This window comes from Rhizobium sp. 2MFCol3.1 (assembly GCF_000377565.1).
Taxonomy (GTDB): domain Bacteria; phylum Pseudomonadota; class Alphaproteobacteria; order Rhizobiales; family Rhizobiaceae; genus Rhizobium.
Map to the genome: position 1 here is coordinate 284,620 of NZ_KB898355.1, position 16,631 is coordinate 301,250.

16 protein-coding genes are annotated in these 16,631 nt (G+C 60.6%); 4 read left to right on the plus strand and 12 right to left on the minus strand.

The genetic code is table 11. From position 1 onward, the window contains the following. Positions 1–13: 13 nt before the first annotated feature. From otnC to D460_RS0107225, 3 genes are read right to left on the minus strand one after another with little or no spacing between them, the layout of a single operon-like run. A complete protein-coding gene (gene otnC / locus D460_RS0107215; protein WP_037111011.1) occupies positions 14–658 on the minus strand; it encodes a 3-oxo-tetronate 4-phosphate decarboxylase in 645 nt (214 codons plus the stop codon). After that, complete coding sequence (gene otnK, locus D460_RS0107220; protein WP_026282884.1) at positions 658–1,920, minus strand: 3-oxo-tetronate kinase; 1,263 nt, start codon at positions 1,918–1,920, stop codon at positions 658–660. The genes otnC and otnK overlap by 1 nt, the downstream gene beginning before the upstream one ends. A gap of 29 nt (positions 1,921–1,949) precedes the next feature. Further along, on the minus strand, positions 1,950–2,954 hold the full coding sequence (locus tag D460_RS0107225) for a LacI family DNA-binding transcriptional regulator (RefSeq protein ID WP_018897859.1): 1,005 nt from the start codon (positions 2,952–2,954) through the stop codon (positions 1,950–1,952). 200 nt (positions 2,955–3,154) lie between these two features. Here D460_RS0107225 and ltnD point away from each other — a divergent pair, with 200 nt between their 5' ends. The 3 genes from ltnD to D460_RS0107240 all read left to right on the plus strand — a co-directional run bounded on the left by ltnD (position 3,155) and on the right by D460_RS0107240 (position 5,969). Then, entirely contained in the window at positions 3,155–4,069 is a 915-nt protein-coding gene (gene ltnD, locus D460_RS0107230) for an L-threonate dehydrogenase (RefSeq protein ID WP_018897860.1), read from the plus strand. 1 nt (position 4,070) lies between these two features. Continuing rightward, a complete protein-coding gene (gene otnI, locus D460_RS0107235) occupies positions 4,071–4,838 on the plus strand; it encodes a 2-oxo-tetronate isomerase (RefSeq protein ID WP_018897861.1) in 768 nt (255 codons plus the stop codon). 99 nt (positions 4,839–4,937) lie between these two features. Beyond that, a complete protein-coding gene (locus tag D460_RS0107240) occupies positions 4,938–5,969 on the plus strand; it encodes a proline racemase family protein (RefSeq protein ID WP_018897862.1) in 1,032 nt (343 codons plus the stop codon). 47 nt (positions 5,970–6,016) lie between these two features. Here the strand turns inward: D460_RS0107240 and D460_RS0107245 are convergent, their stop codons facing one another. Genes D460_RS0107245 through D460_RS0107255 form a run of 3 tightly spaced genes read right to left on the minus strand, consistent with a single transcriptional unit; the run spans position 6,017 to position 9,420 of the window. Beyond that, complete coding sequence (locus D460_RS0107245; RefSeq protein ID WP_018897863.1) at positions 6,017–6,943, minus strand: plasmid partitioning protein RepB C-terminal domain-containing protein; 927 nt, start codon at positions 6,941–6,943, stop codon at positions 6,017–6,019. 3 nt (positions 6,944–6,946) lie between these two features. Continuing rightward, positions 6,947–7,852, minus strand: a complete 906-nt coding sequence (locus tag D460_RS0107250) for a plasmid partitioning protein RepB C-terminal domain-containing protein (protein WP_018897864.1) — start codon at positions 7,850–7,852, stop codon at positions 6,947–6,949. Beyond that, positions 7,849–9,420, minus strand: coding sequence for a recombinase family protein (locus D460_RS0107255; RefSeq protein ID WP_051110778.1), 1,572 nt, complete (start codon positions 9,418–9,420; stop codon positions 7,849–7,851). Before D460_RS0107255 ends, D460_RS0107250 begins: the two co-directional genes overlap by 4 nt. Positions 9,421–9,508: 88 nt before the next feature. On the opposite strand from D460_RS0107255, the gene D460_RS32725 reads away from it, so the two are divergent. Then, positions 9,509–9,904 carry a hypothetical protein gene (locus tag D460_RS32725; RefSeq protein ID WP_018897866.1) on the plus strand — a complete coding sequence of 132 codons (396 nt, stop codon included), beginning with the start codon at positions 9,509–9,511 and terminating at the stop codon, positions 9,902–9,904. Positions 9,905–10,096: 192 nt separating this feature from the next. Here D460_RS32725 and D460_RS0107265 read toward each other — a convergent pair whose 3' ends face one another. The 6 genes from D460_RS0107265 to D460_RS0107290 all read right to left on the minus strand — a co-directional run bounded on the left by D460_RS0107265 (position 10,097) and on the right by D460_RS0107290 (position 16,589). After that, entirely contained in the window at positions 10,097–11,098 is a 1,002-nt protein-coding gene (locus D460_RS0107265) for a zinc-binding dehydrogenase (RefSeq protein ID WP_018897867.1), read from the minus strand. Between the two features lie 58 nt (positions 11,099–11,156). Then, positions 11,157–11,912 carry an SDR family oxidoreductase gene (locus tag D460_RS0107270; RefSeq protein WP_018897868.1) on the minus strand — a complete coding sequence of 252 codons (756 nt, stop codon included), beginning with the start codon at positions 11,910–11,912 and terminating at the stop codon, positions 11,157–11,159. A gap of 167 nt (positions 11,913–12,079) precedes the next feature. Continuing rightward, positions 12,080–13,021: a LysR family transcriptional regulator gene (locus tag D460_RS0107275; protein WP_018897869.1), complete on the minus strand. Its 942-nt coding sequence runs from the start codon at positions 13,019–13,021 to the stop codon at positions 12,080–12,082. Positions 13,022–13,163: 142 nt separating this feature from the next. Continuing rightward, complete coding sequence (locus tag D460_RS32730; protein WP_018897870.1) at positions 13,164–13,901, minus strand: YceI family protein; 738 nt, start codon at positions 13,899–13,901, stop codon at positions 13,164–13,166. A gap of 54 nt (positions 13,902–13,955) precedes the next feature. Continuing rightward, a complete protein-coding gene (gene pqqA, locus D460_RS0107285) occupies positions 13,956–14,051 on the minus strand; it encodes a pyrroloquinoline quinone precursor peptide PqqA (RefSeq protein ID WP_018897871.1) in 96 nt (31 codons plus the stop codon). 150 nt (positions 14,052–14,201) lie between these two features. Next, positions 14,202–16,589 carry a membrane-bound PQQ-dependent dehydrogenase, glucose/quinate/shikimate family gene (locus tag D460_RS0107290; protein WP_196809320.1) on the minus strand — a complete coding sequence of 796 codons (2,388 nt, stop codon included), beginning with the start codon at positions 16,587–16,589 and terminating at the stop codon, positions 14,202–14,204. Positions 16,590–16,631: the final 42 nt, after the last annotated feature.

Genomic DNA, 16,631 nt, shown 5'->3' on the forward strand with positions numbered 1-16,631 from the left:
AGCGCCTAACCGACTAGCGTCGGGATAGCAGCTCCGCCTTTTGATCCGCTGTAAGCGGCCTGGTCTGATGCGGGCGCAGCAAAAGGTGGAGCTTCGCCGTTTCCTCAAGCTCCTCGGTTGCGTATTGCGCTTCGCGCAGCGTCTTGCCCGCGACGACCGGGCCATGGTTGGCCAGAAGCACGGCGTGGCTGTGCTTTGCTTTTTCCGCGACTGCCGCGGCGAGGGCAGGGTCGCCGGGCGGGAAGTATTCGACGAGCGGAAGCTTCCCCACCCGCATCACGTAATAGGCCGTCAGTGGCGGCAGTACGTCGGCCGGGTCGACATCGTCGAGAATGCTGACGGCAACCGCGTAGGTGGAATGCAGGTGAACGACGGCGCCGCTCATCTTCTGCTGGCAATACATGCATTGATGCAGGAACGCTTCCTTCGTCGGTTTGTCGCCCGCCACATGCACGCCCTCGGCCGTGAAGCGCGAAAGACGCGCCGGATCGAGGTCGCCGAGCGAAGCGTTCGTCGGCGTCATGAGAATGTCGCCGTTGGCAAGCCGCGCGCTGATATTGCCGGTCGAGCCAAAGGTTAGCGACCGATCGAACAGGGATCGTCCGACGCTGGCAATCTCGTCACGCAATTTCGTCTCTTCCGAAATGATCGCTGTCATCACACCAAATCCCATGCCCGCAAGAAGAAGTCGTCGCCCCCGAAGTTTCCGGATTTGAGCGCCAGCGCCAGCGGCTCCTCGCGGCCGATGCTCACGGTCCACGGAACCCCTGGATCGATCTCGGGGCCGATGAAAAGCGCCTGTACATCAAGACGGTTGACCACCGCACCGGAGGTTTCCCCACCCGCCACGAGGAAGCGGCAGTAGCCTAGGCTTGTCAGCCGGAAAGCCACCTCACCCAGCAGGTGCTCCACCAATTCGCCCGCCCTGTCGCGCCCCAGCGCCTGCTGCGCTCGCCTGACGTCCTCCGGATCGGAACTGGAATAGACAAGCGGGATGGCGTCGGTGATGGACGCCACCCAGTCGACAACAGAATCCACGGTGGTGCGGCCGGCCGCGATGTCGAGCGGATCGAGTTTCAGTGCCGGTGTTCCGGCCTTGATCGCGACCGACACCTGCCGGCGGGTCGCCGTCGAGCAGGAACCGGCGAGGATCACCGCCTTGCCTTTCGGCGCGGCGAGACCTTTCTCGGTGCCGTTTGCGCCGAGCTTGCCGGCGCGACGGAAGTTTTCGGGCAGGCCGATCGCGATGCCGGAGCCGCCCGTGATCAAGCGCATGCCGGCTGCGGCCTGTCCGATCGCGCGAAGATCATCGTCGGTGATGGCGTCGACGATGACAATCCCTTCGCCGCGTTCCGCCGCCTGGCGAAAGGCAGCGCCAATCTCATCGCTGCCCTTTTCCACTGTGTCGCGAGTAACCAGCCCAACCTTGAGCGCCGTCTGCTGCTGCAACACCCGAACGAGGTTCGGATCCGTCATCGGCGTCAGCGGATGGTCCTTCATCGGGCTATCGGACAGAAGCATGTCGCCGACGAACAGGTGGCCGCGATAGACCGTGCGGCCGTTGGCGGGGAAGGCGGGGCAGGCCAGCGTGAGCGCGCCGCCCAGTTCCGCGTGCAAGGCTTCGGCCACGGAGCCGATATTGCCCTCCGGCGTGGAATCGAAGGTCGAGCAGTACTTGAAGATGATCTGCTCGGCGCCAGCCGCGGTCAGGCGGCGGCAGGCCTCAAGCGATAAGGCGACTGCTTCTGCTGCCGGGATCGTTCTTGATTTTAGCGCGACGACGACCGCCTCGGCGTCGCCATAGTCAAAATCGGCGGGCGGGATGCCGACCACCTGTACCGTTCGCATTCCCTCTCGAGCCAAGGTCAGAGCGAGGTCCGTCGCTCCCGTCAAATCATCCGCCACCGCGCATAAAAGCATGTTCACTCACTCCCAAATGTAGAAATTTCTCAGGCCGTCGCGCCTTCGATGATATCGAAACCGGTATCCACCACCACACGCTCCTCCGGCCGGGTCGGGTTCTCCAGCAGCTTCTCAACCGCTGTCTTGCCGATCAGGAACCGGTTGGATCGTATGGTTGAAAGCGGCATCGGCAGTGCCTGGCCGATGTCGAGACCGTTAAAGCCGAAGAGCGCAAGCTGCTTGCGCACGACAATACCGGCCCCGAGGCAATGGAAAAAACCGCCGACGGCCATGTCGTCGTTGGAAAAGACGACGGCGTCGATATCGGCTGCGCGCGTCAGCAAGCTTGCCAGCGTGTCGCGCCCCGCGATCGTCGAACTCGGGCCATTGAAGCGCTCCTCGGCCCGCAAGGTCAAGCCGGCTTCCGACAGAGCCTGGCAAAGGCCATCGTATCGCAGCCTGGCGCGCCGGTCGGCCACCCAGTCATGGCCGACATAGCCGAAGCGACGGTAACCGCGCTCGATCAGGTGGCGACCGGTCGCGTATCCGGCCTGGCGGTGGGAAAGGCCGACAGCCACGTCGATTGGTTCGGCATCGATATCCATCAGTTCGGCGACGCGCACGCGGCTGTTATCCAGCATACGCCGTGTCGCCTCCGTATGATCGAAACCTGTAGTGATGATCGCCGCCGGCTGCCATGCGAGCAGCGATGATAGGATATCCTGCTCCTTGCCCGCATCGTAATTGGTTACGCCGACCATCGGCTGATAGGCGGTCGTGGCAAGGGCTGCATGTATCCCCTGCAGCACTTCTGGAAAGACGATGTTCGATAGCGATGGCAGGAGGACGCCGATCAGCAGCGAGCCGGAGGAGGCGAGCGATCCCGCCGCGCGGTTGGGCACATAGCCCAGCGTCTCGATCGCCCTGGCGACTCGGCTGCGCGTCTGCTCAGCGATCGGGCCCTTGTTGCGGATGACGCGCGATACCGTGTTTTCACTGACACCGGCGAGCTTGGCCACGTGCGCGAGGGTCGGAACTTCATACTGCGTCACATGGCTCTCCTTTCTCCAATGATGATGCAAGTTGACTATCTCAGCGCTAACATGTTTCGCTTGCGGATTGCTAGAGGATGTGCTTGTTATTTTCATGTTAGCGCTGAGACGGTGCTTTGGAGAGGCCTATTCATGAGTTTCGGCCTTGGTCCATGCGCTCTCCCAGCATTGATGTACGGATTTAGAGGGAATAATCGATAATGGCCGGATCCACCCATGTAGCAATCGTCGGACTGGGTTCGATGGGCCTTGGCATGGCGCGCTCGCTTCTGCGCGCCGGCCATGCGGTTTCTGGTTGCGACATCAGCGACGCGGCTTTGGCCAGTTTGAAAGCTTCTGGTGGCAAGCCGTTCGCAACGCCGGCCGCGGCCGCCAGGGATGCGCGGATCGCCGTTGTCGTCGTCGTCAATGCGGCGCAGACCGAGGCGGTTTTGTTTGGTCCCGAAGGCGCCGTTGGCGCGCTGGCGCCGGGCTCGGTCGTCATATCGTCGGCGACCATCTCGCCGGCCGAAGCGAAGGATTTCGCCCGAAGGGCCGGCGAACATGGGGTGCTTTATCTCGACGCGCCGATTAGCGGCGGCTCCGTCAAGGCCGATGCCGGCGCGCTGACCGTCATGGCATCTGGCTCGCCGGAGAGCTTCGCGGCGGCCCGACCGGCGCTGGATGCGATGGCGGCAACGGTCTACGAACTTGGAGACGATGTCGGCGTGGGCTCGTCCTTCAAGATCGTCAATCAGCTTCTCGCCGGCGTCCATATCGCCGTCGCGTGCGAGGCGATTACCTTCGCCAAGAGCCTCGGGCTCGACATCTCGCGGGTCTTCGACGTCATCACCAAGTCGGCCGGCAACAGCTGGATGTTCGAAAACCGCATTCCGCATGTCGTTGCCGGCGATTACACGCCGCACAGCGCCGTATCGATCTTCACCAAGGATCTCGGCATCGTTTCCGATATTGGCCGCCAGCAGAAATTCCCACTGCCGATCGCCAGCGCCGCCTTGCAGCTTTTCCTCATGACGGAAGCGGCCGGCATGGGGCGGGACGACGATTCGTCCGTCGCCCGTCTTCTGGCGTCGATCGCCGGGCTGCAGCTGCCTGGTATGGATAAGGAGGCCTGAGATGCCGCGTCTTGCCGCCAACCTCACCATGATGTTCAACGAGCATGCGTTTCTCGACCGTTTTCAGGCGGCCGCTGATGCCGGCTTCGAAGCGGTCGAATATCTGTTTCCTTACGATCATCCCGCCGATGTGGTCGCCGGAAGGCTTCAGGCTGCCGGATTGAAGCAGGCTCTCTTCAACATGCCGCCCGGCGATTGGGCCGCTGGCGAGCGCGGCCTGGCTGCCTTGCCGGAGCGGCGCGACGAATTTCGAGCTGCGGTAGGCAAGGCGATCCAATACGCCAAGGCGATCCAGTCGCCGCTGCTGCACATGATGGCGGGGATCGCCGATGCGAATGACCCAGCCGCGAGCGCATGCTATCGCGACGCACTCGCCTATGCCGCCGACGCCACGGCGCGCGACGGTATCGGCCTAGTGATCGAGCCGATCAACGGTCGCGATATGCCGGGATATTTCCTCAACGATTTCAACCTTGCCGTCGGCCTCATCGCCGAGCTGAACCACGCCAACGTCAAGCTGCAGTTCGATATCTATCACCGGCAGATCATCCATGGAGACGTGCTTGTCGGCCTAGAAAAGACAATGCCTGTCATCGGTCACGTGCAGATCGCATCCGTGCCGAAGCGTAACGAGCCGGGAACCGGCGAACTCGATGATTTCAGGATCCTCGCAGCACTCGATGAGCTCGGCTACCGCGGCTATGTCGGTTGCGAATACCGCCCGGCGGGAGAAACGGTTGCCGGGCTCGGGTGGATGAAGCGCCTTTGAGACGCGACACGACGGCAAGGCTCTCAACAGCCTGAAATTCTTCTGTTTCCATCGCTGGCGTTCGCTAGGATGGGTGGGGAACACAGAGAGAGTGAGAAGATGCGCACCACAAAGATCGTTCATGTTGTCAGTTGTCATGCCGAGGGCGAGGTCGGCGACGTGATCGTCGGCGGCGTCGCGCCACCGCCCGGTGAAACCGTGTGGGAACAATCCAGATGGATTGCCAAGGACCAGACGCTTCGCAACTTCGTTCTCAACGAGCCGCGCGGCGGTGTCTTCCGCCACGTCAACCTGTTGGTGCCGCCGAAGAACCCGAAGGCGCAGATGGGCTGGATCATCATGGAACCGGAGGACACGCCTCCGATGTCGGGATCGAACTCGATCTGCGTTTCCACCGTCCTCTTGGACAGCGGTATCATCCCGATGACCGAACCGGTGACCAGGATGGTGCTCGAAGCGCCCGCCGGCCTCGTCGAGGTCGAGGCTGAATGCCGGAACGGCAAGGCAGAGCGCATTACCGTGACCAACGTCAAGAGCTTCGCCCAGAAGCTGGGTGCCAAGCTTGATGTGCCTGGAATTGGTGCGCTCACCGTCGACACGGCCTATGGCGGCGACAGTTTCGTAGTCGTCGATCCCGAAGAGATCGGCCTCGAGCTGATCCCGGAGAACGCCCGCCTGATCGCCGAGACGGGCATCAGGATCACCAATGCCGCAAATCAGCAGCTGGGCTTCTCGCACCCCGAAGATACGGGTTGGAACCACATCTCCTTCTGCCTCTTTGCCGGCAAGCCCTATCGCGAGGATGGCGATCTTCTGGTCAAATCGGTCGTCGCCATCCAGCCTGGCAAGATCGACCGCTCGCCCACCGGCACGGCGGTCTCGGCGCGCATGGCGCTTCTCAACGCGCGCGGCGAGCTGCACGAAGGCGAGAGCCTGACCGGCGTCTCGATCATCGGCACGAGGTTCGTTGGCAAGATCGTCAAGGAGACGACGATCGCCGACCAAAAGGCGATCGTTCCCTCAATCACCGGCAGCGCCTGGATCAGCGGCACCGCCCAATTGATGCTCGACCCAACCGATCCATTCCCCGGCGGCTACAAGCTTTCGGATACTTGGCCGATGCTGAAGTGAGCGCGTGGTTCCGGGTTGCGACGCAACAACCTGGGACCAACAATAGATCATCCGCTTTCGGGAGGCATCGTTGATGTGATTTCGACGATGCTTTGAAACTCGGGTAAATATTCGGGTCGATTGACGACGAGATAACTCACCACCCGAGAATTTCCGAGAAGGCGCTTTAGATAGCCTTTGACCACCGTAAGCTCCAAGTGGTCCTTCCCATAGCTGTCCTGGATCGAACTCATGGCCTCCTGGAGCCGAGCCAGCTCTTTCTCCATGCGGGCAATGGCGTCGGCTGTCATGCCTTTGATCGTTTTGGGCTTGTCCGGCTCGGCCAGTTGATTGCGTGGCGTTCCAGCCAAGATCGCCGATGCATAGGCGACGGAGTAATTATTGGCGTTGATCATCAGGTCGGCTGTTTCTATCTGCCTGAGAGGTTGCATCTTCTTCAGGATCTCGAAGATCGCCATTGGGCAGTTCTTGTCTTTCAAGAGTTCCGTTGCCTCGGCACAGACACCGTTCAGCATCCGTGAACGCCGACGGATCGTTGCCACATTGACCGAAAGAACTCTCGCGATCCTGTCTTCAGGCACTCCCTGGTTCATGGCGTTGACGATCATCGCGTATTCCTGCACGGCGGCGAGGCGATTGATCTGCTTGTTGTACGTGAACGCTTCGTCGTCCGTTGAAACCAGGCACTCCACTTCCGTTCGCCCAAGATCTTTCAGCACCTCAATTCGCAGATGGCCGTCAAGGACGAAAAATGTTCCCACGTTGTCCGGATTGCGGGCAACGACCGGCGGTTCGACCAGGCCGACTTCCGTTACGGATGTTGCGATCTGCTTGTATTTTCGGCTCGACTTGACGGCCTTGCGCATCACCCTGCCGGGCAACAACTGATCCAGCCTGACAAGGATGCAGTGGTTTTCGAAGCCCTGGCGTACTGGCTTGTCTTGCGGGGGATTGTCGGTGTCGTCGTTGTTCATGGCTCAACCTCTTACAAGCCGATGCCTTAGAGGGGCGGGAACAGCATCCAGCCCTTCTGTTTGCAACAAACTCATGAAGCCGTCCTCCGCCATGAGCGAGCGGATGGCTTCAACGACGAACAGCAGCTTGCCTTGCGTGACTTCGGCCTTCTTGATCAAGACCTTCTGTCGATCAGCCTCCAGCTGGTAAGCCCTGACCATCGCTTCGCTTGTCAGAGTGCGCCTCGGCGCATTGTATCTCCCGAAATTCTGATCAAGTAGTCGGCCACCTTTCAGGCTGCGTTGTTGCAACAACCTTCGTACTGTGACGAGCTTTTTGCCCCGGAGTTTCTTTTGCGTGTAAGCTTCCACGAGAGCGGCTTGGGCGCCTTCTTCATCTGCCTTGGCAATATCGACAGCGAGGCTCAACGGCAGAACGCCAGCTTCGACGGCGGAAAGAAGTCGCTCCTCGCCCTTTTCGAGCAGGCCGCCGATCATGTTCACATACTCGGATGTAAAGCCGATCTTTCTGCCGATCTCCTTGTCGCTGTAGCCACGTTGACGGAGGTTCGCTATTTCCTGAAGCAGATCGATCGCGCGATGCTGCCGTCGCGCACAATTCTCGACAAGGCTCATGACGAGGCACTCATTTTTGCTCGCCTCGATGACCATTGCCGGAATATGCGTTTGTCCCAACGCTTGATAGGCTTCGATACGTCCCTGTCCGCACACGAGGTCGTAGCTTGCGTCGGGTCCATCGACATGTCTCTTGCTGACCGTGATCGGCCGTTTCAGTCCCACCTTTGATATATTGTCGACGAGAAGCTTAAATTTGCGCTTGTCGCGCTCCCTCGGGTTTAAGACACGGATTCGATTGATTGGAATGATGTCGATGTATTTCCAAGCGTCGTCGGTTGTTTCGTTTGTCATGCTGCATCCTCCAAAATTGCTCTTCGGCTGAGATCAAAGAAGAAGTCCAGTGAATGAAAACGGTAGGCGTCCAAGGAGAAGGCGTTTTGTTCCATGAGGCTGAGTTTTGGTGGCGTCATGTCGATGGATGGGAGCAGGTAGTAGTCCAGTGTGCCCTCATTGGTTTCATCCATGCGGACCACGATTGTGATGTCGGGAACAAGTCCCGTATCAAGCCGTATTTTCCATCGCAGCGCGCCGGCTTTCGTGCATGCCGAGCGTGCCAGGATGACGGAGATGGAGAATTCCTCGTTGACGTGAAGTAGGTCTGTGAAGGGGTCCTGAACAACAGATGCGCCCACGGAGACAAGCTTTTCGATGAGAGAGGTGACTGTGTGTGGGTGCCGCCGCCGCAGGTCGCGGTTGATCTCGATGTAACGATAGTCTCGGCCCGGATCGTAACCGATCATGCTGTATGCGCGAAGAAGGCTGCCGAAACGCCTACGATAGGTATTCGTGGATGGCATCGAATCCATTTCATCGATGATGAATCCCGAGAGGCTTCCTTGCGTTTCGAGGACGTTTCGTAAAAGTCCGAGCAGCTCTCCGTCGCTGAGATGTTGGCTTCGCGCATCGATTATGGCGCGTGCCCGGTCGAACAGGGCTTTCTCGACAACCGGAGTGAACACGCCTTCGGCTCGAATCCACATATCCGGCTTGTTGCGAACACGCTGTTGTTTCAGCTTGAAAGAGACACGGTTGTAGACGTTGTTTCCGATGTACTTTTCGTTCACCAGGATCTGATGGATCGTACCGCGGCTCCAAGGCCTGCCAAGATCGGATGTTAAGCCCACCATGTTCAGCAGGTCGGCGATTTCCGCTTCCGGTTTTCTTTCCTCGACAAACATTTGATAGATACGTCGGACAGTATCTGTCTCAAGCTTGGGGCCGGGGATGAGAATCACCCGGTCGGTTTGAAGGCTTTTGCGTTGGCCAGGTAGCAGTTCCCCTTTGGAGTTGCCGTGCTCGTCGATGAGCAAGCGCCTTAAGCCGAAACCGGGAGCGCCACCTTGGCGATATCCCAACTCGGTCAAGCGACATTGTCCGGCAAACACTTTCACGGAAAGATCCCGGCTGTAATCTCCCGCCATAATTCGACCGACTGATTTCAGGATATGCGCTTTGGTGCTTCCGTCATTCTCGAACTGCTCTGCGCAGTAGTGCACGCGTATTCCCGTTCGCGAGCACATGTATTCGTAGTGCGCACTCTCGTCTGAATTTTGAAAGCGCCCCCATCGGCTGATGTCGTAGACAAGGATGGCCGCAAATGGTGCCTCACCGGAATCGACGTCGTCCATTAGTTGTTTCAGCGCGTCGCGGCCATCGAGCCGTAAGCCGCTGCGACCAGCGTCTTCGTAGATGCGAACAATTTCAAAGCCTCTGGCATCGGCATAGCGGCGGATGGCCGTGAGCTGATTTTCCATCGAATATTTTTGGAGATCGGTTGACGTGCGAATGTATGCAGCGGCCGGTGTCGTCACGCCGTCGCTCGCCGTGCTTGGCGAAATGGTCTTGGTTGAGGACTTCACCAATAGAAAACCTCTTCAAAAACGCTTGCAGTGAAATTGTCCGGCTCATGAGAGCAGGCATCCCAAACGTACTTGAGAGGAGGCTAGAATGTCGTTTACCAAGAAGGGTAAGTCCTTTCCCTATGCTGCACGCGGAAAGAGGGGTCTTATAGATGAGCTGAAGTTCGCGACGGTCATTTCATTGGCGCTAGAGCGGGCCGTTGAAGATACACAATTGAACGTCAAGACGGTGGTCGGGTGGACTGGTGCCAATGACCGGACCGTCAAAAACTGGTTTAGCGGCCGATACGCGCCCCTTGGCCATCATCTGATGCTACTTGCTACTCACTGCGATGACGTGATGGAGGCAATCATCATGATGGCCGGACGAGATAGCTTGTTGGTCGCTGTGAGCCTTGACGACGTTGAGCGACGTCTGACGGCGGCTTTAGCGCTAGTCCGTAGCGTTCAAGCAACTGGTTTGGGGGCAGATACCGTGCCCTAAGGTAGCAGGCGCTGACGATCTGAATCTTGTTGATTTCGAGTATAATTTCGTCGGCCAAAGCTCGCGGCTCGATCACTGATCGGGCCAGGTGCTTGCCGCCGGGTCCATGCCCTGCGTTCTCAGCTAGGCGTGGATCCGGTGGGGGTAGTCGTCGGTGCGACCTGGGTTTGGGCCACGTCGGCCGCGCGGCGCTTAGCGCGACGCGATCAGAACCGTGCCGGATTTGCCGGGCTTTTCGACAAGTGCGGCAGCCTTGCCGACATCCGCGAGATCGAACGTCTGCTCAACCTGAAAGAGCTCCGGCTTGCTGGCTGCGAGCTCAAGCGCCAGCTTGAGGTCGGCCTTGCGGACGTCTACAGGCAAGCCAGCCCACCGCCCGACCGTCACGCCCGACAGCCGGATGTCGCGTGTCGAAAAGTAAAGCGCGGGGACCGAGATCGGCTGTCCGGAAAGGTCGCCGTAGGACACCAGGCTACCGCCTTGGGCGAGCAGGCCGACCGCCGCACTGGCCGTCTCGCCGCCAACCGGGTCGAGCACGACGCCGATGGGATGGTCGTCGGCGGCCGCAACGACCTTGTCCTGCCAGCCGGGCTTGTCAGTTGAAACCACCGGCAGATCAGGAAACACGACATTGAGCTCGTTCACGCCGGCTTCCCGTCGGACGACACCGACGACATCGAAGCCGCGATCGAGAAGCAGTCCGATCACCAGTCTGGCGACCGCGGATCCTGCGGCGCTGAGGACGACGACGTCGCGGCCCGGCTTCGCGCCGGATGTCTCTACGGCCCGCAAGAGAAGCGCCGTTGTCAGCGGATTGACGTGCAGCTGTGCTGCGGCTTCGTCCGATACGTTATCGGGGATTTTGGTGACGTATTCGGCCGAAACGATTGCCTTCTCGCTCCACGCACCCCTGCCGGGGAAGAAGGCAACGCGTGTGCCGGGTTTCAGATCGACGCCACTACCGGCTTCCTCGACGATGCCGTAGCCTTCGAAGCCGACGCGCACGCCCTCCTTTGGAAGCGGTGCTCCCGGCTGGTAGCGTCCTGCTATGCCGAGAAGGTCGCCGTGATGGACCGGCCGGAGAAGTACCCGGATCAGCACTTCGTTGTGGTCTGGATGCTTGGGATCTTCGACGTCGACTGCCTGAAGAACGTCCTCAGGCTTGCCATGCTTGAAATAGACTGCGGCACGCATCGCGGGCTCTCCTTGAGAATGAGAAGTGGAGCGGCTGTTCGCCGCTCCTGCTGTGGGGTTAGACCTGAGCCTGGCCGCCATCGGCGAAGAGTTCGGCGCCGTTGACGAAGCTTGCATCGTCGGAGGCGAGGAACAGGGTTGCCTTGGCGATCTCCTCGGATTCACCGACGCGGCCGAGCGGGATGCGCGAGGCGAGATAGTCGAGCAGGCCCTGCTGCTGTTCCTTGTCGTCACCGGCAAGCTCGACTAGGCCGGGCGTGCGTGTGGCGCCGGGCGAGACCACGTTGACGCGGATGCCGGTGCCCTTGAGATCAAGCGCCCAGGAGCGGGCGAGGTTGCGGACAGCGGCCTTGGAGGCGGAGTAGACGGAGAAGGCAGCCGTGCCTTCGGTGCCTGCGGTCGAGCCGGTCAGTACGACCGACGAGCCCTTGCCCATAAGCGGAAGCGCTTTCTGCACCGTGAAGATCACGGCCTTCACGTTGCGGCCGAAGGTGTCGTCGACCTGCTCTTCGGTGATCTGGCCAAGCGGAAGCATGCTACCGCCACCGGCGTTGACGACGAGAGCGTCAAGGCGACCCTGTTCCGCCTTAACCTGGGCGAAAAGCTTGTCGAGATCAGCATTGCTCGAGGAGTCGGCCTGTACGCCGACAGCGCCATGACCGATCTCGGCCACTGCCTTGTCCAGCGCATCCTTGCGGCGGCCGGTGATGTAGACGCGAGCGCCTTCGGCGGCGAAGAGCTTGGCGGTCGAGAGGCCGATGCCGCTGGTTGCTCCGGTGACGACAGCGATCTTGTTTTCAAGTCTTTTGGTCATTTTACTCTCCTGATGCTGGGCGCGCGAAAGGGTTCAGCCCGAATGCGCGGCCTGTTGAAGTTCTGAAACTGTTCGGGAGGTGGCGTTGGCCGTTGGCCTCGTCGCCGTCCGATGAGGAGAAGTTAGTTCGTCAGCTTGGCGGCGAGAAGCCGCTCAGGGTGGAGACATTATCCATGGGGATGGATGGTCTCCGTCGTCACATTGCGTCTGGCATCGACGGCTTCGAATATTTTCGCCGCCCACTCCGTGAAGGCGCGCAGCCGCGGGTTTGGAAATCGATCGGCCGGGTAGACGAGGTGCAGCGGATGATTGTCCGGCTTCCACTCAGGCAGCAGTTCGATCAGCGCCCCGGTCTCGAAGTGCGGTCTTGCGAGGAAGCCGAAGCTCTGGCCGATCCCCAGTCCCGACAGCAGCGCGTTCAGGTGTGCGGTGCTCTCGTTCACCGAAATGCCGCTGGAGGTCGGGAGATACTCGCCTCGCTCGTCTCCGCGCTGGAACCGCAGCGGAAACCTCTTGCCAGATGATGCAGAGAAGTAGCTGACGATCCGATGCTGCTCGATATCCTCCGGCCGCTCCGGCAACTGCAGGCCATCCAGATAGCTGGGCGACGCGCAAATGACGTAGTCCAACTCGCACAGTTTTCGCGCCTTCATCGATGAGTCACTCAGCGCCCCGCCGCGAATGACGCAATCGATCCCCTCACCGACGAGGTCGGCGGGCCGATCGCTGACCCCAAGCATGAGATCGATATCAGGATACTGGTGCTGAAAATCTGAGAGTGCGGGGATGAGGATCTGATTTGCCAGCACGGACCCGATATCGACGCGCAGCTTTCCCTTTGGCGCGCTGCGGGAACCGGCGACCGTGCCGTCCATGTCATCAAGATCGGCGAGGAGCTTCAGCGCGCGCTCGTGATAGGCGACACCCTCGGTGGTCATCGTGACCGACCGCGTGGTGCGCTCGACCAGCTTGGTCCCGAGATGCGCCTCAAGATCCTGCACCAGTTTGCTGACGGAGGAGCGGGGCAGGTTCAGCGTATCCGCCGCCTTGGCAAACGAGCCGGCCTCGGCGACGCGGACAAAGGTTCGAATGGCGAGTATCTGATCCACGGGAGGTCCGGCTGCTGTTGGTTAGACGATGACCATCTATACCGGATCGCTTAGCCCCGTCATGCAAGTTATTGCTTGATTTGGATAATCCTGCGCCATTGACGCGTCCATCGCGGTTCGGGCACGACGGACGCGATCTGGTTCATTTTGCTGGCTTTGCCTCGTGCGTGTCATCGGCGGCCTGAGGCGGCTGCAGTTCCGTTTCGATGATGACGGTCACCTCGTCGCCGATCGACTTGATCTTCGGCGCAAGGCCCCAGTCACTGCGCTTGAAGGTCATTTGCGCGGAGAAGCCGATCTTCGGCGTGTCGGCTGCGGGTTGCCGCGCCATCGAGCCGTTGAAGGTGACATTCAGCACGGCCGGATGCGTCTCGTCGCGAAAGGTCAGATCGCCCGCGACCGTTCCATGGTGCGGATCGATGACTTTGATTTCTTTCGAGACGAAGCTGATCGGCTTGCCGGCCAGAAACCGGTCCTCGGTGCCGATCTCCTTGTCGAAATCCTCGCGCTCGGGGAAGGGGAAGTTCGTCTGGACGGACAGCGGGTCAATGGTCGCGGTCACGGAGGATGTCTCGGGGTGTTCCGCGTTCCAGTTCAGCTCCGCCGTCATGCGGGTGAAGCGGGCGGTGTAGTTGGAAAGGCCGAGATGGTTGACCTTCCAGATCACGCTCGAATGGGCGGGGTCCGACACATAGGCGCCCGACGGCGCGGGATCGCGTTCGGGCTGGGCAGCCCAGACGGAGCTGGAGAAAAGCGTGGCGGCCGCAACGAGGGGCAGGACGATCCGGTTCAATGACATTCTATTCGCTTTCAATTCGCGGCCTGAGTTCTGTGGCGGCAGGTCCGGGTTGCCGGCGACGGCATCGATACGCGTCATCATTGAAACACGCAACGCCGTCGCCGGCAGACTTGGCGAGATGGGATGTCCGGCTGCTTAGAACAGGATCGGCTCACCGCCATCAGCCGGCGCATAGCGATTGATTTCCATGCCGCAGCTGACTTCGATGAACTTCGGGGCAGACCATGTCATGGGGATATTCCTTTCGTGTTTGATTTCAGACGCCACCGATCCTGCGAGCGGTGGTCAAAATACTGCGGCAAGACGCTCTGTCCTGCCGCAGCGGTTCACAGGTACATCCACCCGCTCGACGATCAGTCGAGCGGGTGGAGATCTCAGAGGTTACTTCGGCAATGCGAATGCGATCGTCTCGTCGCCATAGGAGGTGCCGAGCGCGCCATGGCCACCAGCGGTGATAACCACATACTGCCGGCCATCCTCGCCGATGTAGCTCATCGGGTTGGCCTGCCCACCGGCGGGCAGGCTGTAGCGCCAGACTTCCTTGCCGGTATGGGCATCGAATGCGCGGACGTAGTTGTCCGTGGTTGCGCCGATGAACACCAGACCGCCCGCGGTTGCCAGCGAACCGCCGAGGTTCGGCGTGCCTGTGGGCAGCGGGAGGTTCTGCGTCAGACCGAAGGCGTTGTTCTTGCGAGCATTGCCGAGCGTCTTGCGCCAAAGCACCTTCTGCGTCTTCAGGTCGATCGCCACCAGCTGACCCCATGGCGGCGGGACGCAAGGCACCATGAAGGGGCTGAGCCATGCGCGCAGCGTCGCCAGATAGGGCGTGTTTTCCTGCAGGCGCACGTCGAGCTTCTGGGCGTTTTCGCCGCCGCTGCTCTTCTGCTTCAGCAGTTCCTTGCCATAAGGCGTGTTGCGGTCGACCAGCTGGAAATAGAAGGGCATGTTCATCGTGTTGACGTACATGACCTTATTCACCGGATCGACCGAGGCGCCGCCCCAGTCCGTCACACCGTCGAAGGCCGGGTTGCCGATCGAACGCGTCGGGCCGATGGGCGTGAAGATGCCTTCGCTGCGTGCGCGGGCGAAGTCGATGCGGCATGCGAGCTGATCGATCGGTGTCGCGCCCCACATGTCCTGCTCGGTCAATTTTTCCGGGACCAGCGAGGGCATGCCAACCGGAACCGGCTGGGTCGGCGAAACAGGAACGTTTGGTGCTGCGCCGTTCTGCGCAAAGGGCATTTCCTTGGTCTCGACCAAAGGCTCGCCCGTTGCGCGGTTGAACATGAAGACCTCGCCCATCTTGGTGGTCTGGATGAGGGCCGGCGTGCCATCTGGCATATCGAAGAGCGACGGGCCAACCGGCACGTCAAAGTCCCACATGTCGTTGTGCACCAGCTGGTAGTGCCAGCGCAGCTTGCCGGTCGTGACATCAAGGGCGACAAGCGAGGTGCCGAACTTGTTGTCGAACGGACGACGGAAGGCGGTGTAGTAGTCGGGTGCGGCGTTGCCGGTACCCAGATACACCATGTTTAGCTTCGCGTCGCCGGTGATGGTGCCCCAGACATTGGGCGTGCCCTTGGTGTAGACTTCACCCTCCGGCAGGCGGCCGGGCAGGGCATCTTCCGAGCGGCCGACGTCCCAGGCCCAGACCTGATGTCCGTCGAGCGGGTCGAAGGCCCGCACGACGCCCGAAGGCTCGTCAGTGGACATGTTGTCGATGACGCGACTACCGACGACAAGGCGGTCGTTCATGACCAGCGGCGTCGAGGTCGAAACCTGCCAGCCACCGCCCCAGGACTTGCCATTGTTGTCCTTGCCGGTCTGGTCCTTCAGGTCGATGAAGCCGTTCTGGCCGAAGCCTTCGCAGATCTGACCGCTTTCGGCATCAAGCGCGTAGATGCGCCCGTCCATGGTCGGCGCGAAGACGCGGGCCTTGCAGGTATCGGCCTGCGGGGCGTCGTAGTAGCTGACACCGCGGCACACGATATAGGGGTTGGTGCGCGGCAGCTTGGGGTCGAAGGTCCACTTCACCTTGCCGGTCGTGGCATCGGTGGCGATGACCCATGAATGCGGCGTGCAGCTATAGAGCGTGTTGCCGATCTTGATGGGGGTCGATTCCGAATGATACTCGCGGCCCTTGCGGTGCAGTTCCGTGTCGTCGGGCATGTCGCCCGAATGCGAGCTCCAGGCAACCTGTAGCTTGCCAACGTTGTCAGGCGTGATCTGGGCCAGATCGGCAAAGCGGCTCTGGCCGGCATCATTGCCGTAGTGTTCCCACCCGGTCGGGCTCATCGGAGCCGTCTGGGCTGTAATCTGAGTGGTCTCGCCCGAAGTCGGGCCATAGGCGGCGTAAAGGATGGCGCCGACCAGAAGCACGGCAACGACACCAGTCGCTGCCTGGAAGCCACGCCAGAAACGGGGGCTGGCGGCCTTGATGCCGCGGCCAAGCCCCGGCAGGAGGAAGGCGGCAAGCAGAACGCTCGGCGCGAAGAGGCGTACCTCGAGCTTCCACGGATCAAGCCCGGATTCGACGAAGCTCCAGACCAGCGTCAGGACCCAGGCGACGAAATAGATGATGAAGCCGGAATTGCGACCGCGCGCCACTTGGACGCCGCTGGCGATCATCAGGAGACCGACGATGAGATAGTAGAAGGTGCCGCCCAGGGTCACCAGCCAGCCGCCATTCGCGGCAAAGTACAAGCCTAGAAGCGATAACACCGCTCCGAACACAGTCTGCGCGATCTTCGCGCCTCGATTAGATAACAAGATTGCCTCACAGAAAGACGATGCCTAACGGCAAAGGTCGGC

Coding starts and splice junctions, on each gene's coding strand:
- otnC (WP_037111011.1), bottom strand. CDS start 658: ATGACAGCGATCATTTCGGAAGAGACGAAATTGCGTGACGAGATTGCC.
- otnK (WP_026282884.1), bottom strand. CDS start 1,920: ATGCTTTTATGCGCGGTGGCGGATGATTTGACGGGAGCGACGGACCTC.
- ltnD (WP_018897860.1), top strand. CDS start 3,155: ATGGCCGGATCCACCCATGTAGCAATCGTCGGACTGGGTTCGATGGGC.
- otnI (WP_018897861.1), top strand. CDS start 4,071: ATGCCGCGTCTTGCCGCCAACCTCACCATGATGTTCAACGAGCATGCG.
- D460_RS0107240 (WP_018897862.1), top strand. CDS start 4,938: ATGCGCACCACAAAGATCGTTCATGTTGTCAGTTGTCATGCCGAGGGC.
- D460_RS0107245 (WP_018897863.1), bottom strand. CDS start 6,943: ATGAACAACGACGACACCGACAATCCCCCGCAAGACAAGCCAGTACGC.
- D460_RS0107250 (WP_018897864.1), bottom strand. CDS start 7,852: ATGACAAACGAAACAACCGACGACGCTTGGAAATACATCGACATCATT.
- D460_RS32725 (WP_018897866.1), top strand. CDS start 9,509: ATGTCGTTTACCAAGAAGGGTAAGTCCTTTCCCTATGCTGCACGCGGA.
- D460_RS0107265 (WP_018897867.1), bottom strand. CDS start 11,098: ATGCGTGCCGCAGTCTATTTCAAGCATGGCAAGCCTGAGGACGTTCTT.
- D460_RS0107270 (WP_018897868.1), bottom strand. CDS start 11,912: ATGACCAAAAGACTTGAAAACAAGATCGCTGTCGTCACCGGAGCAACC.
- D460_RS32730 (WP_018897870.1), bottom strand. CDS start 13,901: ATGATGACGCGTATCGATGCCGTCGCCGGCAACCCGGACCTGCCGCCA.
- pqqA (WP_018897871.1), bottom strand. CDS start 14,051: ATGACATGGTCTGCCCCGAAGTTCATCGAAGTCAGCTGCGGCATGGAA.